23 protein-coding genes, 1 tRNA gene and 1 other RNA gene are annotated in these 23569 nt (G+C 33.4%); 19 read left to right on the top strand and 6 right to left on the bottom strand.

Features of this window, described 5'->3' with window-relative positions:
* Nucleotides 1–336: 336 nt before the first annotated feature.
* Nucleotides 337–1725: a sodium:alanine symporter family protein gene (locus Q0X02_RS04185; RefSeq protein WP_297812013.1), complete on the top strand. Its 1389-nt coding sequence runs from the start codon at nucleotides 337–339 to the stop codon at nucleotides 1723–1725.
* A 246-nt stretch (nucleotides 1726–1971) separates the two neighbouring features.
* Here Q0X02_RS04185 and ffs read toward each other — a convergent pair.
* From ffs to Q0X02_RS04170, 3 genes are all read right to left on the bottom strand, one after another.
* Nucleotides 1972–2235, bottom strand: an RNA gene (ffs, locus tag Q0X02_RS04180) — signal recognition particle sRNA large type.
* Nucleotides 2235–2325: transfer RNA gene (locus tag Q0X02_RS04175), tRNA-Ser, on the bottom strand. The genes ffs and Q0X02_RS04175 overlap by 1 nt, the downstream gene beginning before the upstream one ends.
* A gap of 163 nt (nucleotides 2326–2488) precedes the next feature.
* Nucleotides 2489–2740 (bottom strand): GlsB/YeaQ/YmgE family stress response membrane protein, encoded by a 252-nt coding sequence (locus Q0X02_RS04170; protein WP_297812010.1) that lies wholly within the window; start codon nucleotides 2738–2740, stop codon nucleotides 2489–2491.
* 185 nt (nucleotides 2741–2925) lie between these two features.
* Between Q0X02_RS04170 and Q0X02_RS04165 the strand changes: the two genes are divergently transcribed.
* The 3 genes from Q0X02_RS04165 to Q0X02_RS04155 are packed head-to-tail and all read left to right on the top strand — an operon-like array spanning nucleotide 2926 to nucleotide 6846.
* Nucleotides 2926–3825 (top strand): ethanolamine ammonia-lyase reactivating factor EutA, encoded by a 900-nt coding sequence (locus Q0X02_RS04165; protein ID WP_297812007.1) that lies wholly within the window; start codon nucleotides 2926–2928, stop codon nucleotides 3823–3825.
* Nucleotide 3826: 1 nt separating this feature from the next.
* On the top strand, nucleotides 3827–6016 hold the full coding sequence (locus Q0X02_RS04160) for an RNA degradosome polyphosphate kinase (protein WP_297812004.1): 2190 nt from the start codon (nucleotides 3827–3829) through the stop codon (nucleotides 6014–6016).
* A gap of 47 nt (nucleotides 6017–6063) precedes the next feature.
* Nucleotides 6064–6846, top strand: coding sequence for an Mrp/NBP35 family ATP-binding protein (locus Q0X02_RS04155; RefSeq protein WP_297812002.1), 783 nt, complete (start codon nucleotides 6064–6066; stop codon nucleotides 6844–6846).
* A 112-nt stretch (nucleotides 6847–6958) separates the two neighbouring features.
* Here the strand turns inward: Q0X02_RS04155 and ftsH are convergent, their stop codons facing one another.
* The gene (ftsH, locus tag Q0X02_RS04150) at nucleotides 6959–8929 is read right to left on the bottom strand and encodes an ATP-dependent zinc metalloprotease FtsH (RefSeq protein ID WP_297811999.1); all 1971 of its coding nucleotides are present in this window, start codon (nucleotides 8927–8929) and stop codon (nucleotides 6959–6961) included.
* Between the two features lie 9 nt (nucleotides 8930–8938).
* Complete coding sequence (locus Q0X02_RS04145; protein ID WP_297811996.1) at nucleotides 8939–9376, bottom strand: MarR family winged helix-turn-helix transcriptional regulator; 438 nt, start codon at nucleotides 9374–9376, stop codon at nucleotides 8939–8941.
* A 122-nt stretch (nucleotides 9377–9498) separates the two neighbouring features.
* Here Q0X02_RS04145 and Q0X02_RS04140 point away from each other — a divergent pair, with 122 nt between their 5' ends.
* The 9 genes from Q0X02_RS04140 to Q0X02_RS04100 all read left to right on the top strand — a co-directional run bounded on the left by Q0X02_RS04140 (nucleotide 9499) and on the right by Q0X02_RS04100 (nucleotide 16161).
* Nucleotides 9499–10173, top strand: coding sequence for a hypothetical protein (locus Q0X02_RS04140; protein ID WP_297811992.1), 675 nt, complete (start codon nucleotides 9499–9501; stop codon nucleotides 10171–10173).
* Nucleotides 10173–11711, top strand: coding sequence for a ClC family H(+)/Cl(-) exchange transporter (locus tag Q0X02_RS04135; RefSeq protein WP_297811989.1), 1539 nt, complete (start codon nucleotides 10173–10175; stop codon nucleotides 11709–11711). The genes Q0X02_RS04140 and Q0X02_RS04135 overlap by 1 nt, the downstream gene beginning before the upstream one ends.
* On the top strand, nucleotides 11704–12666 hold the full coding sequence (locus tag Q0X02_RS04130; protein ID WP_297811985.1) for a hypothetical protein: 963 nt from the start codon (nucleotides 11704–11706) through the stop codon (nucleotides 12664–12666). Before Q0X02_RS04135 ends, Q0X02_RS04130 begins: the two co-directional genes overlap by 8 nt.
* 2 nt (nucleotides 12667–12668) lie before the next feature.
* Nucleotides 12669–13250 carry a sulfurtransferase-like selenium metabolism protein YedF gene (yedF, locus tag Q0X02_RS04125; RefSeq protein ID WP_297811982.1) on the top strand — a complete coding sequence of 194 codons (582 nt, stop codon included), beginning with the start codon at nucleotides 12669–12671 and terminating at the stop codon, nucleotides 13248–13250.
* The gene (locus Q0X02_RS04120) at nucleotides 13250–13501 is read left to right on the top strand and encodes a DUF3343 domain-containing protein (RefSeq protein ID WP_297811979.1); all 252 of its coding nucleotides are present in this window, start codon (nucleotides 13250–13252) and stop codon (nucleotides 13499–13501) included. Before yedF ends, Q0X02_RS04120 begins: the two co-directional genes overlap by 1 nt.
* 6 nt (nucleotides 13502–13507) lie before the next feature.
* A complete protein-coding gene (locus Q0X02_RS04115; protein WP_297811975.1) occupies nucleotides 13508–14359 on the top strand; it encodes a mechanosensitive ion channel family protein in 852 nt (283 codons plus the stop codon).
* The gene (locus Q0X02_RS04110) at nucleotides 14337–14570 is read left to right on the top strand and encodes a DUF951 domain-containing protein (protein WP_297811972.1); all 234 of its coding nucleotides are present in this window, start codon (nucleotides 14337–14339) and stop codon (nucleotides 14568–14570) included. Before Q0X02_RS04115 ends, Q0X02_RS04110 begins: the two co-directional genes overlap by 23 nt.
* A 7-nt stretch (nucleotides 14571–14577) precedes the next feature.
* Nucleotides 14578–15567 carry a bifunctional glycosyltransferase family 2/GtrA family protein gene (locus Q0X02_RS04105; RefSeq protein WP_297811968.1) on the top strand — a complete coding sequence of 330 codons (990 nt, stop codon included), beginning with the start codon at nucleotides 14578–14580 and terminating at the stop codon, nucleotides 15565–15567.
* A gap of 120 nt (nucleotides 15568–15687) precedes the next feature.
* Nucleotides 15688–16161, top strand: a complete 474-nt coding sequence (locus tag Q0X02_RS04100; protein ID WP_297811966.1) for a hypothetical protein — start codon at nucleotides 15688–15690, stop codon at nucleotides 16159–16161.
* Between the two features lie 77 nt (nucleotides 16162–16238).
* Here Q0X02_RS04100 and Q0X02_RS04095 read toward each other — a convergent pair whose 3' ends face one another.
* Nucleotides 16239–16742, bottom strand: coding sequence for a GNAT family N-acetyltransferase (locus tag Q0X02_RS04095; protein WP_297811963.1), 504 nt, complete (start codon nucleotides 16740–16742; stop codon nucleotides 16239–16241).
* A gap of 144 nt (nucleotides 16743–16886) precedes the next feature.
* On the opposite strand from Q0X02_RS04095, the gene Q0X02_RS04090 reads away from it, so the two are divergent.
* The 6 genes from Q0X02_RS04090 to Q0X02_RS04065 all read left to right on the top strand — a co-directional run bounded on the left by Q0X02_RS04090 (nucleotide 16887) and on the right by Q0X02_RS04065 (nucleotide 23456).
* Nucleotides 16887–18065, top strand: coding sequence for an arginine deiminase (locus tag Q0X02_RS04090; RefSeq protein WP_297811960.1), 1179 nt, complete (start codon nucleotides 16887–16889; stop codon nucleotides 18063–18065).
* Nucleotides 18066–18068: 3 nt separating this feature from the next.
* Entirely contained in the window at nucleotides 18069–19058 is a 990-nt protein-coding gene (gene argF, locus Q0X02_RS04085) for an ornithine carbamoyltransferase (protein ID WP_297811957.1), read from the top strand.
* 204 nt (nucleotides 19059–19262) lie between these two features.
* A complete protein-coding gene (locus Q0X02_RS04080; protein ID WP_297811954.1) occupies nucleotides 19263–20495 on the top strand; it encodes an O-antigen ligase in 1233 nt (410 codons plus the stop codon).
* A gap of 98 nt (nucleotides 20496–20593) precedes the next feature.
* Nucleotides 20594–21427: an MBL fold metallo-hydrolase gene (locus Q0X02_RS04075; RefSeq protein ID WP_297811951.1), complete on the top strand. Its 834-nt coding sequence runs from the start codon at nucleotides 20594–20596 to the stop codon at nucleotides 21425–21427.
* Nucleotides 21402–22229, top strand: coding sequence for an ATP-binding protein (locus Q0X02_RS04070; RefSeq protein ID WP_297811948.1), 828 nt, complete (start codon nucleotides 21402–21404; stop codon nucleotides 22227–22229). Before Q0X02_RS04075 ends, Q0X02_RS04070 begins: the two co-directional genes overlap by 26 nt.
* Nucleotides 22230–22262: 33 nt before the next feature.
* On the top strand, nucleotides 22263–23456 hold the full coding sequence (locus Q0X02_RS04065; protein WP_297811946.1) for an FprA family A-type flavoprotein: 1194 nt from the start codon (nucleotides 22263–22265) through the stop codon (nucleotides 23454–23456).
* The last annotated feature ends 113 nt before the right edge of the window (nucleotides 23457–23569 follow it).

Genomic DNA, 23569 nt, shown 5'->3' with positions numbered 1-23569 from the left:
AAAATAATTCAGAAATTTAATACGTCGAAACAGCAGAAATAAGCGATATAATTGACAAAAAATCTATAAACCTTGTTAAAGTATTAAAAATTTTAGTAAAATAGTTGATTTTTTATAAAAACATAGTATAATGATATTAAGAGATATGAAAAGATTTTCATAGAAGTGGTTTAGTTAGACTTACTTAGTCAGGCATTAGTATTTATTATCATAATAATCCAGGAGTGCATATAATAGAATGCTTGATTAAAACAAATTTTGAGAAGATTTGTTGTATCATATTATAATCACAATAAAGGTTTTCAAATATCTCAAAAAATTTAAGGAGGAAAAGATATGGATCAAAAAGCTTTAAACGATATGATAGTATCCATTAACGGTTTTCTAAGTAACAACATTTTGTTGATTGCACTTTTAGGTTGTGGTATTTTCTACACTATCTACACAAAGGGAGTTCAATTCAGAAAATTAGGTGCAGCATTCAAACAAACATTTGGTGGTATTTTCTCTAAAGAAAAATCATCTGAAGACGGAGTATCTTCTTTCCAAGCATTGGCAGTAGCTATTGCAGCACAAGTAGGTACAGGTAACGTTGCAGGGGTTGCAACAGCTATTATCGCAGGTGGTCCAGGGGCTATCTTCTGGATGTGGCTTGCAGCAATATTAGGTATGTCAACAATATTTGCAGAAGCTGTTTTGGCACAAAAATTTAGAGAAAAAGACGATGAAGGTAACTTCGTCGGAGGTCCAGCTTACTACATTAAAAATGGTATCGGACCAAAACATCCTGGATTAGCAAAATTTATGGCGGGTGCATTTGCAATATTAATCGTAATTGCATTAGGTTTCGTTGGTAACATCGTACAATCCAACTCAATCGCAACAAGCGTTGTAGCAGCTACTGGCGGGAAAATCAACCCAATCATAGTTGGTATAATCGTTGCAGTTTTAGCTGGTGGAGTATTCATCGGTGGTATCAAGAGAATTGCAAACTTTGCACAATTAGTAGTTCCATTTATGGCAATTATCTATATAATAGCAGCTATAATTATGATGGTTAAATTTAATGATCAAATTATTCCAGCATTCAAACTTATATTTGAAGCAGCATTTAATCCACAAGCAGCTCTTGGTGGTGCATTAGGTATCACAATTAAAGTAGCAGCAGCTAAAGGTGTTGGAAGAGGATTATTCTCTAACGAAGCTGGTATGGGTTCTACACCTCACGCTCACGCTACAGCTCATGTAGCTCACCCTGTATTACAAGGTTACACAGCTATGGTTGGTGTATTCATCGATACAATCGTTATTTGTACAGTAACAGCTCTTATGATTTTAGTAACTGGAGCTTGGAAATTACCAGGATTGAACGGTGCATTGGTTACTCAAAAAGCATTTACAATCGCTTTTGGACCTGCAGGAACAGTTCTTCTTGCAGTAGCATTAGGATTCTTCGCATTCACTACAATCGTTGGTTGGTACTATTTCGGAGAAACAAATATCAGATTCTTGTTCGGTCATAAAGGTTTGTGGCCTTACAGAATATTAGTATTATTATGTATCGTTGCTGGTTCATTACAAGAAGTAGACTTAGTATGGAACACAGCTGACCTTACTAACTCACTAATGGTAATCCCTAACATTATAGCTATCATTATGCTTCATAAACACGTTAAGAATATGAGCTTACATTTTGAAACAAATGGTAAAGAAGGTTCATTATAAAATAATACAAGATTTATTTATAAGAGATAAAAAACATCACGAAAGTGGTGTTTTTTATTTTGTAAAATAAGTTTTGTAGGTAACAAATTGAGATGAAAATAAGTCACGTCTGAATACTAATTAAAATTAACGGGTAATAAATAAAATAAAAATAATCTGAAAAATTGAAAATAAGAAAATTTAAAAATAAAATTATTTAAAAGTTATAAACAAAAATGCCAGATGAAAATCTGGCATTTTTTATGTAAGCACACCCGAGTCTGTTAATAAAAGCAGTGGCGATTCTTAATAGTTAGCTCAAAATAGGCACCCTCACATCACACAGAAATGACTGCTTATGGCTGCTACCTTCCGGTCCTGACCAGGTTCACAGGTTTCTGTTGCGTGAGACCCACTTCTCAACACCACTTTTTAAGTTCATACCATCACGATTAATACCTCGCTCGGGGATTCAATCCTGCTGTAGCGATTGCAGGTTACAGGGCATCGCTAATTCCCCATCTAGTGCATGGCGGAGAATAAGGGATTCGAACCCTTGAAACACGTTAGTGTTTACATGATTTCCAATCATGCTCCTTCGGCCAACTCGGACAACTCTCCATATATCATATTTCTAAATTATAATATGATATCGAGCTTTTGTCAAATAGAAAACTTTTGAATTTTGAATTGAAAAATTGTAAATTCCAGACATCTCAAGATTTTTTATCTTAATTAAATAAAAAAGTGTGCATAGATTTGCACACTCAAAATTCATTTTAAATTATTTGCTTTTGATTTTGTTGATTACCGAAAGTAAAATTACTGAACCAATTATTGAAACAATTACGCTGTATAGGTTGAATCCAGTTACTCCGCTTTTTCCGAAGAAACTCATCACCCAACCACCGATTATTGCACCAACGATTCCGCATATTATGTTAGCTCCTGCTCCCATACTTTTGTCGTTGCCAGTTATTTTCGAAGCTATCCATCCTGCCAATGCTCCTACTATAATCCATGAAATAAATCCCATTTATAATACCTCCTTAAAATATCATAATTTACTACTTTGTATTTATACCCAGTAACATTATTTATTAAACATTTTAAAATTTTGTTAGATTTTATTAAAAATATTAAAAAACAAAAAGAAATTATTTTGCGAATTAATTAGACAAGCTGATAAAATATAGTAAAATTAAATTAAGAGGTGTTTCAATGATTTATGCGGTTATAGATATTGGTTCAAATACAATAAGATTATCTGTTTACAAGGTAAATGGTGAGAGTGTTAAAAATCTTTTCAATGAAAAGAGTGCGGCATCGCTTGCGGCTTTTATGAAAAAGGGGATTATGAACGAAAAGGGAATTCAAAAGTTGATAAATACTTTGAGAGATTTTAAAAATTTGATTTCCAATTTTGAAGATATTTCACATACCTATGCTATTGCGACAGCTTCTATTAGAAATTCTTGCAACAGGCGTGAAATAATAGAGAGAGTTCGAACTGAAGTGGGTATGGATATTGAAATTATTAGCGGTGAAGAGGAAGCAAAGTTGTCGTTTTTGGGCGCTGGGATTGATTCAAAATCAGGGATTTTGACGGATATTGGCGGCGGAAGTAGCGAGATTGTAGTTTTTGAACAGGGAAAGGTTGTGAAGTCTTGCAGTTTGAATATCGGTTCTTTGGTTGCTTTCGAAAGATTTTCAAGGGATTTGTTCATAAGCGCTGACGAGAAGAAATTGCTTGAAGATGACATAAAATTGATGCTTGCGTCAAATAATATGAATAGAAAGCATTACGATATTTTGTGTGCTGTTGGTGGCTCTGCGAGGGCGTGTTTGAAACTTTACAATGATTTTTATGATAAGGAGTCTTGCAATGTTATTATAACTATGGATGGCTTGAAGCAGCTGATTAAGAAACTGATAGATATGACTGAGCGCGACAAGATGCACTTGATTTTGAAAGTCAAGGCTGACAGGATTCACACTTTAATTCCGGGGATGATTATTTTGTACAGGATTGCAAAGTATTTTTATGCTGATATTATAAGGGTTAGTATGACGGGGATTAGAGAAGGATTTGTGTATCACAAGATTTTGAAAAGGGGATAGTATGAACGATATTTCGTATACCCAAAATAGGGAATTGTCTTGGTTGAAATTTAATGAAAGAGTGTTGGAGGAGGCTAATGATAAGAGCGTAGAGTTGTTTGAGAGGTTGAAGTTTTTCTCAATTTTTGACACTAATTTCGATGAGTTTTTTATGGTCAGAGTTGGAAGCCTTACCGATTTAAACGATATGAAAAAGAAGATTATCGATAACAAATCTATGATGAGTGCAAAGCAACAGTTGGATTCTATAATGGAACATTCTAGGGATTTGTATTCAAAAAAAGATGAGACTTTTTATGAATTGATTTCGGATTTGAGAAATGAGGAGGTAAGTATTAGTCGTGTTGATGAGTTGGATGAGAAGGAAAAAAGACTGGTGCATTACTATTTCAATTCAACGTTGGCTCCGATTTTGAGTTTTCAAATCGTTGACAGAGTTCATCCTTTTCCACAAATACCGAATCTTTGTATTGTTGTTTTGTTTCAGTTGGTATCTCGTTTAAAAAACAATAAGCAGTTTATGGGTCTAATTCAAGTGCCGGATAGGGTCAAGAGGTATTTTAAATTATCTGATACAAAAATAGTTTTGATAGAAGATATTATAAAAGAGTTTGGTCAGGAGGTTTTCGACAATTATGATTGCAAGTCAAAGTACATACTTTCTGTAACTAGAAATGCTGATATTGAGTATGACGATGAGGATTTGGAATTGGATGATGACTTCAGAGATTATGTGAAGAAAATGATTAAACTAAGAAAAAGATTGAGACCTGTAAGGCTAGAGATTAACGAGTATCCTGATGACGAAACAAGGAATTTTTTGTTGAAGAATCTAAATTTGGATGAAAATAGGCTATTTGTAACAAAAAGTCCGATGAGATGTGGTTTTATTTTTGATTTTGTATATGATATGCCAAAAGAAATAATCAAAAAGTTCACCTATGAAGATTTTTCGCCACAACAATCTTCTATGATTAGAAGTGATAAATCGGTTGTAGAGCAAATATACGACAGGGATTTGTTGTTGTCTTTTCCCTATGAGTCTATCGAGCCTTTCATCAGGCTTTTGAATGAGGCAGCTGAGGATGATTCCGTTGTTTCAATCAAAATCACAATTTACAGGTTGGCTAGTGATTCTGCAATCACCAAAGCTCTTATAAAGGCTTGTGAAAATGGCAAAGAGGTGGTGGTGCTTATGGAATTAAGAGCCAGATTTGACGAGGAAAATAATATTTTGTGGTCATCTCGATTGGAAAATGCTGGCTGCAGAATAATTTACGGGTTTGACCATTACAAATGCCATTCGAAAGTTTGCTTGATTACCAGAATTAAAGATAACAAGATTTCATATTTGACTCAAATCGGTACTGGCAACTACAATGAAAAGACATCCAAATTGTACGCTGATTTTTCACTGATGACAGCTAATCAAGAGATAGGAGCAGATGCGAAGGAATTATTCGACAATTTCTTGATAGGAAACATTGACGGAAAATACAAGCATTTGATGGTAAGCCCTCACTCAATGCAAGTGGGCTTGGACAAGTTAATAGATGAACAAATAGAAAGGGCAATTAATTGCGAAGACGGATATATAAGATTAAAAATGAACTCGATTTCTGATAGAAAATTGATAGATAAGTTGGCCTTCGCATCTCAAAAAGGCGTGAAGATTGACTTGTTGGTGAGGGGGATTTGCTGTTTGGTTCCCGGAATAAAAGCAAAGACAGAAAACATCAATGTGTATCAAATTGTCGGAAGGTTTTTGGAACATCATAGAGTTTATCAGTTTGGGAAAAGCGATGATTGTAAGTTGTTCATTTCATCTGCTGATTTTATGACGAGAAATATCAGAAAAAGAGTTGAGGTCGCAGTTCCAATATACGATGAATTTATTAAACACAGAATTTTGAGGTTTATGGATATAATGTTTGATGACGATATGAAGATGAGAAAATTAAATTCTGATAAGAGCTACTCAAAAGTCGAAAAAAGAAACGGAGAAATAGCCCAAGAAGTTTTGATAAAAATTGCGAAGGAAGATGCAGCCAAATCCACAAATTATAAAATTGAAAATAGGTTGTTGAATAATAATTTAAAAGCGGACGATAGTAGCGGAAATTTCAACAAAGAAAAGGAAAATAATTTGTTCAATAAAATCAAAAATTTCTTCAAAAACTTGACACGATAATTAAAAGTGTGAGAATATTTAAATATAATTTTAAATGGGGTGAAATTATGACAGAAAGAAAAGTTCCTAATTTTTTGATTGAATCAAATACGGGAAGCGACATAAAAAATATAATTGGTATCGTAAGCGGAAAAGGCGGGGTAGGAAAAAGCCTTGTGACTTGTTTGCTGGCAAATGAAATGGCAAAAAAAGGATACAAAGTTGGAATAATGGATGGAGATATTACAGGACCATCTATTCCAAAATATTTCGGATTGACAGAAAAAGCTACAGCTGACTCTGAGGGCCACATAAATCCTGTTTTGACATCAGAAGGCATTAAAATCGTATCAATGAATTTGATGCTACCAAAAGACGATGATGCAGTTATTTGGAGAGGACCAGTAATTGCAGGAGTTGTTAAACAATTTTACCAAGATGTTAACTGGGGCGATTTGGATTATTTGTTCATAGATATGCCACCGGGAACTGGCGATGTTCCATTGACAGTATTCCAATCTATTCCAATCAAAGGAATTGTTGTGGCTATGTCTCCATCGGGACTTGTTGAAATAATCGTCAAAAAAGCGTTGCATATGGCGAAAATGATGGGCAAGAAAGTAATTGGACTGGTCGAAAATATGAGCTATATGGAATGTCCAGATTGCGGAAAACACATCGAGGTTTTCGGAACTAGCACAGTTGAAAAAATCGCCGATGAAGAAAACATAGATACTATTTGTAAACTTCCAATCAATCCGGAAATTTCAAGATTAACCGAAACTGGAAAGATAAGCGAGGTTGACAAAAATTATCTTGAAAATATTACTGAAAAATTAGAAAACTTATAAAACGAAAAAACTAGCTTATGATGAGGAAACCACAAAATTTTTAATTTTGATGGTCTCATAATTAAAAGCTAGTTTTTTATTGCAAAATATTAAATTTAAAATTCGTTTAAATTTATTGGTTCAAACTTTCATCTGATTTTTGAGATTCTTTGTTCAAACACTCGTCGGAGGTTTTCGATTGCGAACTTATGTCGTCGATTTGAGTTTTGTTTTCTACTTCTGATTTGCTTTCAGCTTCTGATTTGTTTTCTACTTCATCAGATTGTTCGTCGTCTTTAAGAGCTAGAATTTCCATAAATTCTTCGCCTGTGATAGTTTCTTTTTCGAGCAAATATTTTGAAATTTCGTGGAGCTTGTCGATGTTTTCAATCAAAATATTTCTGGCTTTTTCGTGAGCGGCTTTTATTATGGATTCTACCTTATTATCTATCTGTCCAGCCTTGTGTTCACTTGCAATAATTCTGCTGGAACCTCCGAGATATTTGGATTCGGTCGTTTCCAAACTCATCATATCAAATTCGTCAGTCATTCCGTACTGAGTTACCATAGCACGAGCGATTTTCGTAGCCTTTTCGATATCGTTGCTAGCACCAGTAGTTCTAGTGTTGAACACCACTTCTTCAGCGCTTCTTCCACCAGTCAATGTTGTTATCATTGTGAACAACTCATCCTTATCCATAAGGAATTTTTCTTCCTGGTCGACTTGCATAGTATAGCCCAGCGCTCCACTTGTTCTTGGAATTATTGTGATTTTTGTCACAGGTTTCGAATGAGTTTGCATTGCCGCAACTAATGCGTGACCAACTTCGTGGTAGGCGATTAGTTCCTTTTCTTTTGGAGTTATAACTGTGCCTTTTCTTTGTTGACCAGCTATTACAACTTCAACCGACTCTATCAAATCTTCTTGTGTTACGATATTTCTTCCCATTCTTACAGCTCTTAGTGCCGCTTCGTTGACGATATTTGCCAATTGAGCTCCACTTGTTCCGGCTGTCATCAGAGCGACTGTTTTGTAATCCATATCCCTTTCAATTTTGATTTTGCGAGCGTGAACTTTCAAAACGTCAATACGTCCTTGTAAATCTGGAAGCTCAACAGGAATTTGTCTGTCAAATCTTCCCGGTCTAGTCAAAGCTGGATCCAAAATTTCTGGTCTATTTGTAGCTGCTAAAATAACAACTCCAGAATTTCCGCTGAAACCATCCATTTCATTCAATAATTGGTTTAATGTTTGTTCTCTTTCGTCATTGCCAGAAAATCCAGCAGTATCACGTCTTTTGCCGATTGCATCAATCTCGTCAATAAATACGATACAAGGAGCTTTTTCCGTGGCTTGTTTGAACAAATCACGAACTTTACTAGCGCCTAATCCGACAAACATTTCGACAAATTCTGAACCACTCATAGAAAAGAAAGGAACTTTTGCTTCACCGGCAACTGCCTGAGCAAGCAAAGTTTTACCGGTTCCAGGAGGACCTACAAGAAGAACTCCCTTCGGCAAAACCGCCCCAATTTCATTGTATCTTTTCGGGTCATGCAAGAAGTCAACGACTTCTAGCAAAGCATCCTTTGCCTCTTCTTGACCTGCTACATCTGAAAATTTCTTACCTGTTTTACTTTCTACGTAGATTTTCGCATTGCTCTTTCCGAATTGCAATGCGTTTCCACCCATTTTCTTAGTTGCTTGGCTCATTGCAAGTTGCAAGAAACCAAATATAACTATGAACGGTAAAATAAATTGCAAAAATATAGAAATTAATGGGGCATATTTGCTAGGAATATCGCTCGAAAATTGAACCTTGCTAGACAACAATCGGTCAACTAATTTTTCATCTCTAATTAGTCCCGCCTTGTAGATTACGTTGTTGTTGTTTTTTGGTTTGAAAGTGATATTTGTTTCAAGGATTTTGACCTCTTTTACTTTTCCGTTTTCAAGCATTTCGATGAATTTGTTATAAGGAACTTCTTCTTCTTTCGTCTTGGAAAATGTAGGGAAAAGCAAGCCGGCCACAACAGCGTAAAGTACTATAGCTAACAGATAATAGATAATTATCTTCTTTTTAGGTTGCTTGTTTTCTTTCATATTTTCACACTATATTAATTCTACGTTTAATTTTTCGTTTAGTAACTTCAAAGATTTAATTATATTGTTGTAGTCTTCTTTTGTTAATTTAACTTGACTTTTGTATTTTTCAGAAATTTCAGAAACTATTTCTTCGATTATTTTCTTTCCTTTTTCTGTCAAACGAACAGTTACGATTCTTTCATCTCTGTCTGACCTTTTTCTCGAAACATATCCTTCTTTTTCTAATGCTTTGCACAAATTAGAAATATTTCCACCAGCCATTCCAACTAGAACTCCGATATCTCCAATTGTCAAATCATCACTTTTTTCCAATTCAAATAAAGTTTTAACCTTCATTATAGTCAATCCATGTTTATCAGATATTGGTGCTAAAAGCGCATCTGTTTTACGATAAGTTTCTCTTAAAAGTTGAGATAATTCTGTGTTTATCAAATTGTAATCCATATTTCCTCCATTTAATTTTTAAAATATTATGTGTTTTGTTATAATTAGATTACACATAAGTGGTATTCCACTATTTATAGTATATATTCTAATTATAAAGAAATTATGGAGATAATGTATTAATGGAGAAATTTAACAAAACAGATTATAAGAAGCTATGGGTGAATTTTAATTCCAGCTCACAGGCGATAGATTTACTGAGAATAATGTACGACATTGAAATTTTTGAAATAGCTCTTGTAACTATTGAATCTGATGTTAATAATTCAATATTGGATTTTATGGATGATTTGAATTGGGATGTCGAAGTGGTTTTTTTGAAAGATTTAATGAGTGACAATGAAGTTGTTCTCTCCAAATTTTTGGGAGATTTCAAAAATATTGACTTGCTCAATTTTTCCAATCTAAAATTTTTGTCTGAATTTTTTGAAGAAAATATTGAATCGTTAAATTCCGTAGACGATATATTTGTATATGACAAATACATAAAATCAAACGATTCAATGCTTGAATTGTTCAAAGGAAAGAGTTTGTTTTTGCTCACAAATGAAACTTTCAACAAAAATGATTATTCGAATATTTTGGACGAAATGTTTGCAGAGGATTCGACAAAATTGCTTGAAGATTTGTTCTTGCTGTACGCCTACTCGAAAAAAGACCATTTAATTTACGCACAGACGAATATAAAAATGGATTGTGAAAATAATCTTGTCGAAGGAGATGGCATTGATGTTTTCATTTCAGTTACCTACAATGTCGACAGATTCAGAGAATTTTTAGAAAGTGTGATTGGTTAATGAAAAAAAGACTTAAAATGGGCTCATCTATGTCGCTTTTTTTATCGAGCTTATCTGTTGGGATTTTCTCAGGAGGATTGGCTGTTTTTTACAGATATCTGTTGAGCAAATTGGAGATTTTGCGAAACACTATTTATTCTGATAGAAACATATATCAGTCGATTATCATAATAGCTGTTTCCTTTGCGCTTGGAATTTGCGTTAGTAAATTGCTAAAATGGGCTCCTCTTTCTGGTGGTAGCGGTATTCCACAAGTTCAAGGAGAGTTGATAGGGGCTTTTAATCAAAATAGCTTTAGAGTAACAGTTTCAAAAATTGTCGGAGGGGCAATCGCATCATTGGTGGGCTTGTCTCTTGGAAGAGAAGGTCCGTCTATTCAATTGGGAGCAAGCAGTGCAAAGTGGATTTCCGAGAAATTTGGAAAGGACAAGACGCAAGAAAAATTATTCCTAACAGCTGGTGCAGCAGCGGGATTGGCGGCGGCTTTTTCTGCACCGATATCAGGACTTGTTTTTACTTTGGAGGAACTTCACAAATCTTTTTCCAAAAAAGTCGTGGCAATAAGTTTCTGTGCGGCAGTGATTGCTGATGTTATAGCGGTGTGGATTTTTAAAATAAAACCCGTATTTTCACTGGGAATGACGCAAACACTTCCGACTAAGTACTACTTTTTGATTTTCCCGATGATAATAATTTGCTGCTTGATTGGAAAATTGTTTAATTACTCGATTTGCTTTTTTCAGGATATTTTTTCAAAGATTAAAATAAAACAAGATTATAAAATTGCGATATTTTTCTCTTTTGTTTCAATAGTTGGATTGTTTTACAAAGACATACTCGGCGGAGGTCATTCATTCATCGAAAAAATGGTGTCCAACAACCACTACACACTTGGAGTTTTAGCGTTATTGCTGTTTTTCAAATTGTTTATGACATCTACATCGTATGCTACTGGAACACAAGGAGGAATTTTCCTTCCGGTTCTGGTTCTTGGAGGAATCACGGGATTATTTTATTTCAACTTATTGCACAGTTTTAATGTTGTGAAGGACATTTATCTATCTAATTTTGTCGTGCTTTCTATGGTTTGCGTACTGACAGCTGTAGTTAGAAGTCCGTTATTGAGCGTGGTACTCGTGTTGGAACTCAATGGAAATATGACGCACTTGTTGGGATTGGCTTTTTGCTCAATTATGGCGTATTTTATATGCAAAGCTTTGAATTATGAACCTATCTACGATATTTTATTGAAGAGGATGCTTAATAAAAAAGTTGTAGGCACGGGTGTCAACGACGAGTTCACGATGTTCGATGTAAAATTAGGCTACGATAACAATGTATCAAATAAAAAAATAAAGGACATTGATTTTCCTAAAAATGCACTTATCGCAGAAATAGACTCCGATGGAGAAAAGTTCGTCCCAAATGGTGACAGCGTACTGAGAACTGGCGATATAGTGACAGTTTTGGTAAAAGACGACCAACTTTACAAAACAAGGATGAAAGTTCTCGATGTTTTTGGTGGGAATAATGAATAAGATTAAAGAAAACATCAATTATATATTTATTGGCTTATTTATAATTTTGTTGTGCGTTGTTTTGTTTTTTCTTTTTTCAAAAAAAGATATCTACAACATAAATACTGGAAACAGCACTGTTTTGAAAAACGGCATAGTAGTTACCAAAAAAGACAATAAAATATTTTTGTACAAGAATGATGAGCTGAATTTAAAAAAAGATTACGATGACAAAAAACCGTATTATTTTGATGGCAAATTTTTGTATTTGATTGATAAAAAAGATTTATTGCAATATAATACAAAAGGAGAAATAAAATCAAAAATATCTTTCAAATCAGATATATCGTATATTTTTGCCAATAAAAAACACATAATAGTGGATTATTCGAATGGATTTTCAATAGTGAGTGATATGAAGATATTGAATAATTTTGAATTGAAGGATGAAGTGTCTAGCTTAATAGCGTCAAATGAGTCCAACTATTCATTCTCAACTATTGGAAAAAGAGAAGGAAGACTTTTTTCGAAAATTTATATGTATGATGAAAAAGGCCTTGTCTACAAAAATATTTTTATTGACGAGCCGATTTTAAAAATGAAGTATGTCAACGATAAATTAGTCGTTGTGTTTGATGGTTATATCAAGATTTTTGACAAATCCAAGATAGTAAAATCCGCATCTTTTGATGGGACAAAAGAAGTGGGCATTTCTGAGAACAATATTTTTGTCGTGACAAAAACAAATCAGTTGCTTGTTTACGATTGCGATTTGAACTTTGTGACACAAACTCCAGTAGATGACTCGCTTAAAATTTACTCAAACAATAAAAACTGCTTATTGTACAATCGAAATGGGTATTTTATGTTTGTAAAGGATAAGTTTACGGAATTTAAAGCATCCGATCTCAAATCAATAACAGGAGAAGATGATTTTTATTTAATATTTAATAACAAAATAGAAAGGATAAGGTAATTATGGAAATTGTAGATGCAAGAGGACAAGTTTGTCCAAGACCAATTATTATGACAAAAAATGTTTTTGATGAATTAGAAGAAGGTACTGTTAAGACACAAGTTGATGATATGTACTGCGTTGAAAATCTTGAAAAATATGCCAATGGTCAAGGATTTGAGTTCAGTTACGAAGAAACTGATTATGGTTATGAAACAACTATCGTAAAAGAAAAAGGAGCAGAAAAAAAGGTTGAAAAATCTAACGGAAATTTGGTTTTGGCTTTTTCAAGTGACAAAATGGGTGACGGCGATGAAAAATTAGGAAAATCATTGATTAAATCATACATTTACTCTGTCGCTGAATCCGATGAAGTTCCTAGCACTTTATTGTTCTTCAATTATGGTATTCACTTGACAACTGAAGGCTCAGAAGTGATTGACGACTTAAAGAGATTGGAAGAAAAAGGCGCTAAGATTATGACTTGCGGGGCTTGCTTAGATTTCTACGACAGAAAAGAAAAACTTTTGGTTGGAGAAGTTACAAATATGTATGTTATTTACGATACATTGTCAAAAGCAGATAGGAATGTAATTATAAGATAATGGAAAAAATATTACTTACTTTTACATCGGTTAATTTTACAATGATGACAGAAAGTAAACTTGTGAGTATGGGATATGAAATAAAAACTATCCCTACTCCAAGGGAAATTTCCGAAAGTTGTGGATTAGCTATAATGTTAGACGCAGATAAAAAAGATGAAATGGTCGCCTTGAAAAAAGAACTTCCAATTGCCAAGATTTGGTCGTATCTTAAAGTTGATGGCGTCATTTTTGTTAATGAGGTAAAATAATAATCTATGCTAGTTTTTAACATTGAAAAATTCAACCAGATATTCTACAATTCGGGAGGACAACTGAATCTGTTGGCAAAAATTATTCTCAGTGTGCTTATTGTTGTAGTAACTCAAATCGTCGTAACTGTCATTACAAATTGCTTCGATAAATTTTTGATTAAAAAAAACAAATCATCTGTAGAAGGAAGACAAATCACTGTTACGAAATTGCTAAATAACACAATAAAATACGTGATTTATTTTTTCTGTGTAGTTCACGTGTTGGATTTATTCGGAGTTAAGACTGACAAGATACTTGCCACGGCTGGAATCGGTGGAGTTGCGATTGGTTTTGGTGCACAATTTATAATTCGAGATGTGATAAGTGGACTGGCGATAATTTTAGAAAACCAATTTAAAGTGCTAGACCACGTTATTATTAATGGAATTGAAGGAACGGTTCAAGAACTCGGTCTTAGAGTTACAAAGATAAAAGGATTTGACGGAGCAATTCATTTGATTAGCAATGGGCAAATCAACACTGTATCGAATTTGTCAAAAGAAAATCAGAGGATACAAGTTTTAATAGATGTTCCATTTCGATATTCTATTGATGATTATCGAGAAATTGTCGATGAAATTGCAGATGAATTGATGCAAAAATACAAAAATATTACCAAAAAGCCCGAACTTATTGGAATTACAAAAATCGGCAAAAATTATATGACTTTGACAATTTGGGGAAGCTGCACGCCGGAATCTCAATATTTATATCAAAGAGAAATTATGCAAAAATTTATAGAAAAAGCAAAATCAAAATCTATGGATTTGAATTGTTACTTTCAAAATGGTGATGAAGATGAAATACAAAATTAATGATATTGTTACATTAAAAAAAGGCCATCCTTGTGGCGAAAATAAATGGAAAATTCTGAGAACTGGAGCTGATATAAAGCTTCAGTGTCTTGGATGTGACAAAATCGTGTGGTTGACTAGATTAGAATTTAACAAGAGAATAAGAAAAATTCAAGACAAAAATGGAAAATTTGTTTCAATAGTTCACTACGAACCAGAAGAAAATGAATAGGAGATTTATGCACTACGTTGTAATACCTGCCTACAAGCCCGATGATAAATTGACTGAACTTGTCGATAAATTGTCTACTCACAATTTTAAAATAATAGTTGTCAAGGACGGGCCTTGCGAATTTGATTTTTCAAAATTAAATAATATAGTTCTCCTCGAACATAAAAAAAATATGGGAAAGGGAGTGGCTTTGAAGACGGCTTTTAAGTATTTGAGGTCGTTGAATGAAAGCGGCACCATCGTCACTTGCGACGCAGACGGACAGCATTTAATAAAAGATATCTTGAATTTGTCAGAAATTGCAGAAAAAAACAAGTCCAAACTGATTCTAGGTGTCAGAGATTTCGAAAAAGATACTCCGTTGAGGTCTTTGTTGGGAAATACGATTACAAGATTTGTGTTTTATTCTAGTTCACAAAAATACATCAAGGACACTCAAACAGGTCTTAGGGCTTTTGATTTTTCTCAGTTGGATAAAATGATAAAAATAGACGGTGACAGATATGAATACGAGATGAATATGCTATATGAATTTGACTCGGATTCTATACTTCAAGTTCCGATAGAAACAGTTTACATCGAAGAAAATAAAGACAGCCATTTCGACGCACTTAAAGATTCTTTCAAAATCTACAAGAGTATTTTGAAATTTTCGGCGTCTGGGTATATAAGTTTTTTGGTTGACTACTTTGCGTTTTTGGTGTTCTTTTATGAAATTGGCTTAGAAAGTATAATAGTTTGTAATATTATTGCGAGGGCGTTATCTAGCACGGTGAATTTTTATCTTAACAATAAATACGTCTTCAAAAACAAAGATGAGGTTATAAAAAAATACATCAAATACATAACTTTGGTGGTGTCGATTTTGGCACTCAACACAGTTGTGTTAAAAATTGTGACATTTTTTGGTGTAAAAGTTTATGTGGCGAAAATCATAACAGAAGCTGTGATGTTCATAGTAAGCTACAATATTCAAAAAAGAATAATATTCAAATAGCACTTTTAATGGAAAAAAATTCAGATTTCTATTAGAAGTGCTTTTTTAGTGCAAATATTAGAAACTTTGTTGATTTTTCAGAGTTTGATTTGTTGTATAATAATCTTGAAAGGAGTTATTATGAAAAAAATAGGCTATTTGTTATTTGCGATTGTGATTTCTTTGTTTATGGCAAGTTGTGCACAAAGTGACAAATCGGAAGTTTCCGATGGGCTCAATTTAAAACTGGTTAAAGAAAATAAAATTATGAAATACGATGACCACGGTGCGATGGGAGACGGAACAAGATTTATGACGTTTGAATTTGGAAACTACGACACTTTGAATCAGATAAAATCAGATAATACTTGGAAGAAATTTCCGTTGGATAAAACAACGAAAACTTTGATGTATGGAGATGAAAAAACTTCGTCTTATGTGACGGATAATAATTCAAAACCACTCTTTCCGGAAATTTCAGAGGGATATTATAAGTTAATTGACAGACAAGAAGATAAGAGTCAGGACATATTAAAACGTCCATCTTCGAATTTTACTCTTGCAGTCTACGATACAAAAACCAATACTTTGTATTTTGCAAAAGTTGATACTTAAAATTTAAAATCTAATAAAAAATAGCAAACCAACTAGGATAGATTCCTAAGCGAGTTTGCTTTTTGTTTGCAATATTTTTATTTCAAAAGTTTCTCAAAAGCGACTCTCTTCTCAGCTTTTCTTATATAAACAATTCCGCATTTTGTAAATCCGTTTTTCTCTATAAATCTAAGCATAGATTCGTTGTCCGTATGAGTGTCAACTCTTATTGAGTCGTAGTTTAGTTCTTTTAATTTATTTTCAAAGAAATCCAACAGATTTTTTGCTACATTTTGTGATTTGTAATCTGGTTTTACTGCTATTCTGTGAATTACTCCGTATTTTCCGTCGATAAGCCATTTTCCGTCAATATTCTTGTAATCCTCATCTTCATCTAATACAAGCACAGCCATTCCTACAACTTTTTCGTCTTTTTCTGCAACGTAGAGTCTGTTTTCTTTCAAATCATTCGAGAAAACTTCCTCGTTTGGATAATCATCGCTCCATTGTGCAATTTCATTTTCTTTCATATATCGTTTTGCACAGTCTACGATATTCATTATTTGTTTTAAATCGTTTTTATTTGCAATTCTAATTTTCATTTTATCACCTTGTTGTTTTGTTATATATTTAATTTTATCATAATTTTATAACACTACAGCATAAAAAAATCCGATGTTTTTGTGTTAAAATTTAGCACAAATGTGTTATAATTTTAAAAGGAAATCTGTTAAGGAGGCAACATATTGAAACCAAATATTTACTCTGAAATTGGCAAATTAAAATCGGTAATTGTTCACAAACCAGGAGAAGAATTAAACAATTTAACTCCTGATTTAATGGATGAATTGTTGTTCGATGAACTACCTTATTTAGAAAATGCAATCAGTGAGCATAACTATTTCTGTGAAACTATGCGCAAAGAAGGAGTTGAAGTTTTGTATCTTGAGGATTTGGCTGCAGAAGCAATCAAAGATAAAGATGTAAAAGCTCAGTTTATTGAAGATTTTTTGTTAGAGTGTGGAAACGATTCAAAAGAAGAAATAAAATTATTGAGAAATTTGCTAAATGAAATCTCAGATGAGAAAAAATTGATACTTAAAACAATGTCGGGTGTTCGGTTGGAAGAAATAGGAATAAAGGATGATGGCAGATTGTTGGCTGTCAATCCAATGCCTAATTTGTATTTCACAAGAGATCCGTTTTCTTTTGTAGGTAACTGTGTCAGTATCAACAAAATGTGGTCGGTGACTAGAAATAGAGAGACAATCTACGCTAAATACATTTTCAAATACAACGATAGATTCAGTGGCATCGAAAAAATTTACGATAGAACAGAAACTACATCCATTGAAGGCGGAGATATTTTGGTTTTAAATAGTGATTGTGTCGCTGTGGGAATTTCTCAGAGGACACAAAAAGAAAGCGTGGACAAATTTGCAATGAACTTGTTATCAAAGTCTGATTTCAAATTTGTTTTGTCGTTTAAAATTCCAGACAAAAGAGAATTTATGCACTTGGACACTGTGTTCACTATGATTGACAAGGCGGTGTTCACTGTTCATCCTTTAATAGAAGGTCCGTTAACTGTCGAAAAATTGTACTTGAAAGATTGCGTTTTACAAAGAGAAGTTCAAAAAGGCTCTCTTGAAGAAATATTGGGCAGCAATTTGAACGTTGACGATGTTAAAATCATCAGATGCGGAGGAACTAACACAATCGATCAAATGCGTGAACAATGGAACGATGGGTCGAATACATTGGCGATTGCACCAAACACAGTCATAGTATACGACAGAAACAACGTTACAAACGGCTTGTTAAGACAGGCTGATGTAAATATAAGAATAATAAAATCAGGCGAGTTATCCAGGGGTCGTGGGGGTCCTAGATGTATGAGTATGCCATTTGAAAGGGAGATGTAATTTATGATAAAAGGAAGAGATTTTTTAACACTAAAAGATTTTACTAAAGAAGAAATCGAACATTTATTAAATGTAAGCGCAGCATTAAAAGAAAAAAAGAGAATGGGTATTGTAGGAGAAACTTTGAAAGGCAAAAACATCGTTTTGTTGTTCGAAAAAACTTCTACGAGAACTAGATGTTCGTTTGAAACAGCTTGTCATGATGAAGGAGGAAATGTTACATTCTTGGGAATGAATGACAGCCAATTTGGAAAGAAAGAATCAGTAAGAGATTCTGCATTGGTTTTGTCAAGATTCTACGACGGAATCGAATTTAGAGGATTTGACCATGCAACTGTTGAAGAATTAGCAAAATATTCTTCAGTTCCAGTTTGGAACGGCTTAACTGATGTTTACCATCCAACACAAATTTTGGCGGACTTCTTGACAGTAAAAGAAAATATCCACAAAAACTTAGACCAAGTTAAATTCGTGTATATCGGCGATGGCAGAAATAATATGGCGAACTCTTTGATGATTGGAGCTGCAAAAATTGGTATGGAATTTGTAAATCTTGCACCAAAAGAATTGCATCCATCAAATGAAATGATGAACACAATTCAAGAAATTGCGAAAGAATCAGGCGCAAAAATAACAGTAACTGATGACTTCACAAATTTAAAAGGAGCAGATGTAATTTACACAGATGTTTGGGTTTCGATGGGAGAAGAAGACCAATTTGAAGAAAGAATCAACTTGCTTAAAGATTACCAAGTTGATATGAAAAAAATCGAAATGACTGAAAATCCTAATGTAATTTTCTTACACTGCTTGCCATCATTCCACAACCTTGAAACAAAAGTTGGCCGTGAAATTTACGAAAAATTTGGCTTGTCAGAAATGGAAGTTACTGATGAAGTATTCTACAGCAAATATTCAAAAGTATTTGACGAAGCTGAAAACAGAATGCACACTATAAAAGCTGTTATTGTCGAAACAATCGGCAACAAATAAAATAATTCAAATTTAAAGAGATGACTTTTGAATGAGTTGTCTCTTTTTTTGCAAAAAAAATATTGCAAATTCCCAGAATTTTTGATAAAATAACTTGTCTTTGACAATAGTTACGATTTGTCAAAAAAATTTGTTTTTTCACATTTTGAAAGAAAAATTTGATATTATATGGGTAGAAATTAAAATAGAATTGAGAGGTGATATATGAGAAGCTTTTGTAATAGAATTTTGAATTACGAAACTGACAAGAAGTTTATTCTTTTGACTGCAATAGCTATGTTTATGCCGTTTTATATTGGTATCGGCGTTTTGATAGTGGATATGTTTTATTTTGTGTATAAGAGTAAATTCAGAGAAATATTTGACAAATCAAATTTGTCGATATTGGGCTCGTTGTTTATTTTGTATTCATTTTTGATGAGTATAATTTTCAATAACACATACGGGATTTTGGCAACAGTTGGGATACTCGTGCTTTTCGTATTCGTTCTGTTCATAAGGAAAAACATCACCGAACAATTTATGGAAGACATTATGATGATTATTATGGTTTTTGCGACTTTTTGCTTCTTGATTACATTGACTCAGTACTCAATAATTTTGAAAGACAATTCGTTCAATTACCAGGAATTTATGAAATATATCAGCTTGCACAGAACGACTGTAGGAATGTTTTTCTTCAACGCAAATTATTATGCGATGGTTTGTTCATTGGTGGGAATAATTTGTGCGTACAAATATTTCACGACAGAATCTTTTGAAAGAGGATTTTCATTTGTAGTCGGCGTGTTGAGCGTTTTGACATTGTTGATAACTGATTCAAGAGGAGCTATGTTATCTTGTTCAGTCTCTGTGTTCGCACTTACGATAATGTTGAAAAAAAGAAAATACACATTCTTAATCTTGGCTTTTGCAATTGCATTTTTAGCTTACGTTGTAGCTTTTGGAAAGATGGATTTAATACCTAGAGTCGACAAATTAGGATTTGATATGGGTCTAAGAAAATCTATTTGGATTAGCTCAATCGAAGCTTTCAAAAAGAATTTAATTATAGGTGTCGGACCATTGGGAATCCACAATATTTACACAACGATAAGAGACCGCGTAATTATTCACTCACACAATTTGTATTTGGATATTCTTGTGAATTACGGATTGATAGGTCTCGCAATGTTGATTCCGATTGTTTATCAATTGTTTTGTGAAATCAAAGCATTGTACTCACGAAAATACACAAAAATGATTGTCGCAATGGTGATTATGGTATTAATTCACAGCATGGTCGATGTGACTATTTTCTGGACGCAAACATCATTTATTTTTATGACTTTTGTAGTGGGAGCGGGAGCTTTAAGTCCAGCAGAATCAACTGAGTTTAGTCTGTTGAAAAAAATAGAAAATGCACGAGAGAAAAAAATACTCGACAATATAAAATAAATTTTACAAATAAAACGATGGCTAGTAAATTAGCTGTCGTTTTTTTGCTTTTAAAAAAATCAGATTTCAATTATAATAGAAGATAAGGAGGATTTTTGATGAGCTTTAAATTTTGTTCGCTATCAAGCGGTTCAAGCGGAAATAGTGAATACATTGAAACGGAACACTCCAAAATTTTAGTCGACGCTGGCTTCAGCGGAAAAGCAATTGAAAAGCTGCTCGACAGTATAAATGTAAACCCGACAGAATTAGATGCAATTTTTGTTACGCATGAGCATTCTGACCACATAAAAGGAATAGGAGTATTGAGCAGACGATTTGATATTCCAATCATTGCCAATGCCGAAACGTGGTATGCGATGGATTCAAAAATCGGCAAAATAAAAGACAAAAACATATATATTTTCGAAAACAATAGGCACATTGAATTTAAAGATTTAGATGTGCTTCCGATAAAAACGAGTCACGACAGTGCAAATAGCTGTGGATTTGTTTTTTCGAAAGACGACAAGAAACTCTCAATTGTTACTGATACGGGGATTATTGAATCAAGTGTCTACGAGGAAATAAAAGATTCCAATCTTTTTTTTGTGGAAGCTAATCACGACATAGATATGCTCAAATACGGAAGCTATCCAATGGCTCTGAAAGAGAGAATCTTGTCAGATTACGGACACTTGTCGAATGATGCTTGTGCAAATTTGTTGGGAGATATTTTGACTGGAAATCACGAAATCGTACAGTTAGCACATCTCAGCATAGAAAACAACACACCTGCGAAGGCTTTCGAAACTGTCAATGATTATTTAAGAAGCCTAGGATTGGACGTTGGAGAAGACATCACCCTTGAGGTTGCAGAAAGATACGTCCCAAGCAATATTATAGATTTAGAAAAAATGGAGATATATGCAAAAAACTATACAAGAAATTGAAAAATCAATTATAAAAAAATACAGAAAGCACATTTGGTCTAAATTCATCAAGGCAATCAAAAATTACGATTTGATTCAAGATGGAGACAAAATAGCAGTTTGTATGAGCGGGGGAAAAGACAGCTTGCTTCTCGCAAAATTATTTCAAGAATTAAAAAAACACGGAATGAATAATTTTGAATTGGAATTTATAGCAATGAATCCCGGTTACAGCGAAGAAAACACCAACCTTGAAAAGGAAAACTTCGAAAAATTAAACATTCCTTATCATATGTACGACACAGATGTTTTTAGTGTCAGCGAAAAAATCTCATCTAACAACCCGTGTTATATGTGTGCTAGAATGAGAAGAGGAGCATTGTATTCAAAAGCAAAAGAATTAGGGTGCAACAAAATGGCATTGGGTCATCACTTCGATGATGTAATAGAAACAATTTTACTTAATGTCTTGTGCTCTGGTAATTACAAGACAATGATGCCAAAACTCCACTCTAATAATTTTGAAGGAATAGAACTCATAAGACCGATGTATTTAATCAGAGAAGAATCGGTTAAAAGTTGGTTAAAATATGCTGGATTGAAAGCTCTGGATTGCGCCTGCTCTGTAACTAAAAAAACAGAAGGTTCAATGAGAAAACAAATCAAACTTTTGATTTCAGAATTATCTGATAGAGGATTTGCAAATGTAGAAAATTCTATATTCAAATCGAGTGAAAATGTCGATGTATCTAGAATCTTGGGCTATGAATTAAACGGCACTAAGGTTAATTTTTTAGAAACATACGGAGAAAATGACTTGTAAATTAAAATTAATTTTAATAAATTAGGAGGAAAAATGGCAACTCAATCAATCAAAATCCAAGATAATTTGTATTATTTAGGGGTAAATGACAGACAAACTGAATTTTTCGAGAATATGTGGCCACTACCTTATGGCGTGGCTTACAATTCATATCTATTGACAGGTGAAAAAACTTGCTTGATGGATACAGTAAAAGTAAGCAAAAGTGACGAATTTGTGGAAAATGTAAAAGAACTCTTACAAGGAAGACACTTGGATTATCTAATAATTCACCACATAGAACCAGACCATTCTGGTTCAATTCCACAAATTTTGGATTTATATCCGGACTTAAAAATCGTAGGTAACAAAAAAACAAGATCTATGTTAAATGATTACTACGAAATAAATCCAGAAACATTTATCGAAGTAAAAGATGGCGATGTATTGGATTTGGGAGACAGAAAACTGACATTCTATCTAACAGCTATGGTTCACTGGCCAGAATCAATGGTAAGTTACGACGAAGAAAATAAGATTTTATTCTCACAAGATATTTTCGGTGGATTTGGAACAAATGACGGAGCAATCTTTGACGACGAACTTGATTACGAAGTAAGAAGAACTGAATTTAGAAGATACTACACAAATATCGTTGGAAAATACTCTCAAATGGCACAAAGAGCTATAACTAGACTGTCTGGCTTGGAAATCAAAACAATTTGTCCGGTTCACGGATGTATCTGGAGAAAGCAACCATCTAAAATAGTACAAGATTATACTAAATGGGCAACTTACGATGTTGAAGAAGGCGTAGTAATAGCCTATGCTTCAATGTATGGAAACACGGAAACAATGGCAGACCAATTAGCGAGATATTTGGCAGCAGAAGGAGTAAAAAACATCGAAGTGTATGATGTAAGCAAAACTCATGCATCATACATCATCTCAAGTTGTTGGGACAAAAAATCACTAATATTGGGTTCTTGCACATACAACAATCAAGTATATCCAGTAATGCAAAACTTGTTGCATTTATTGGAAATGCAAAAATTAAAAAACCATGTTGTATCTGTTTTTGGCTCATTTGGATGGAGCGGCGGAGCTGTAAAAAACTTGAAAGCATTTGTTGAAGAAGGAAAATTCGAGACAACTGAAACTGTAGTAGAAGTAAAAGGTAAAATGAAAGAAAAAGACGACCAAGGATTAAAACAGATGGCAAAAGAAATAGCCGCAAAAATAAAATAATATAAATTTAAACCAATCACATATTTTTTGTGATTGGTTTTTTGTTTTCAAAAAAGAATAAAATTAGAAACCCAATTAGATTTTATTTTTCAGGTATTAAAAAAAATTTGATA

The sequence above is a fragment of the uncultured Finegoldia sp. genome (assembly GCF_947252345.1).
Classification (GTDB): Bacteria; Bacillota; Clostridia; order Tissierellales; family Peptoniphilaceae; genus Finegoldia.
This window is presented reverse-complemented; position numbering and strand designations above follow the sequence as displayed.

Coding starts and splice junctions, on each gene's coding strand:
- Q0X02_RS04185 (WP_297812013.1), top strand. CDS start 337: ATGGATCAAAAAGCTTTAAACGATATGATAGTATCCATTAACGGTTTT.
- Q0X02_RS04170 (WP_297812010.1), bottom strand. CDS start 2,740: ATGGGATTTATTTCATGGATTATAGTAGGAGCATTGGCAGGATGGATA.
- Q0X02_RS04165 (WP_297812007.1), top strand. CDS start 2,926: ATGATTTATGCGGTTATAGATATTGGTTCAAATACAATAAGATTATCT.
- Q0X02_RS04160 (WP_297812004.1), top strand. CDS start 3,827: ATGAACGATATTTCGTATACCCAAAATAGGGAATTGTCTTGGTTGAAA.
- Q0X02_RS04155 (WP_297812002.1), top strand. CDS start 6,064: ATGACAGAAAGAAAAGTTCCTAATTTTTTGATTGAATCAAATACGGGA.
- ftsH (WP_297811999.1), bottom strand. CDS start 8,929: ATGAAAGAAAACAAGCAACCTAAAAAGAAGATAATTATCTATTATCTG.
- Q0X02_RS04145 (WP_297811996.1), bottom strand. CDS start 9,376: ATGGATTACAATTTGATAAACACAGAATTATCTCAACTTTTAAGAGAA.
- Q0X02_RS04140 (WP_297811992.1), top strand. CDS start 9,499: ATGGAGAAATTTAACAAAACAGATTATAAGAAGCTATGGGTGAATTTT.
- Q0X02_RS04135 (WP_297811989.1), top strand. CDS start 10,173: ATGAAAAAAAGACTTAAAATGGGCTCATCTATGTCGCTTTTTTTATCG.
- Q0X02_RS04130 (WP_297811985.1), top strand. CDS start 11,704: ATGAATAAGATTAAAGAAAACATCAATTATATATTTATTGGCTTATTT.
- yedF (WP_297811982.1), top strand. CDS start 12,669: ATGGAAATTGTAGATGCAAGAGGACAAGTTTGTCCAAGACCAATTATT.
- Q0X02_RS04120 (WP_297811979.1), top strand. CDS start 13,250: ATGGAAAAAATATTACTTACTTTTACATCGGTTAATTTTACAATGATG.
- Q0X02_RS04115 (WP_297811975.1), top strand. CDS start 13,508: ATGCTAGTTTTTAACATTGAAAAATTCAACCAGATATTCTACAATTCG.
- Q0X02_RS04110 (WP_297811972.1), top strand. CDS start 14,337: ATGAAGATGAAATACAAAATTAATGATATTGTTACATTAAAAAAAGGC.
- Q0X02_RS04105 (WP_297811968.1), top strand. CDS start 14,578: ATGCACTACGTTGTAATACCTGCCTACAAGCCCGATGATAAATTGACT.
- Q0X02_RS04100 (WP_297811966.1), top strand. CDS start 15,688: ATGAAAAAAATAGGCTATTTGTTATTTGCGATTGTGATTTCTTTGTTT.
- Q0X02_RS04095 (WP_297811963.1), bottom strand. CDS start 16,742: ATGAAAATTAGAATTGCAAATAAAAACGATTTAAAACAAATAATGAAT.
- argF (WP_297811957.1), top strand. CDS start 18,069: ATGATAAAAGGAAGAGATTTTTTAACACTAAAAGATTTTACTAAAGAA.
- Q0X02_RS04080 (WP_297811954.1), top strand. CDS start 19,263: ATGAGAAGCTTTTGTAATAGAATTTTGAATTACGAAACTGACAAGAAG.
- Q0X02_RS04075 (WP_297811951.1), top strand. CDS start 20,594: ATGAGCTTTAAATTTTGTTCGCTATCAAGCGGTTCAAGCGGAAATAGT.
- Q0X02_RS04070 (WP_297811948.1), top strand. CDS start 21,402: ATGCAAAAAACTATACAAGAAATTGAAAAATCAATTATAAAAAAATAC.
- Q0X02_RS04065 (WP_297811946.1), top strand. CDS start 22,263: ATGGCAACTCAATCAATCAAAATCCAAGATAATTTGTATTATTTAGGG.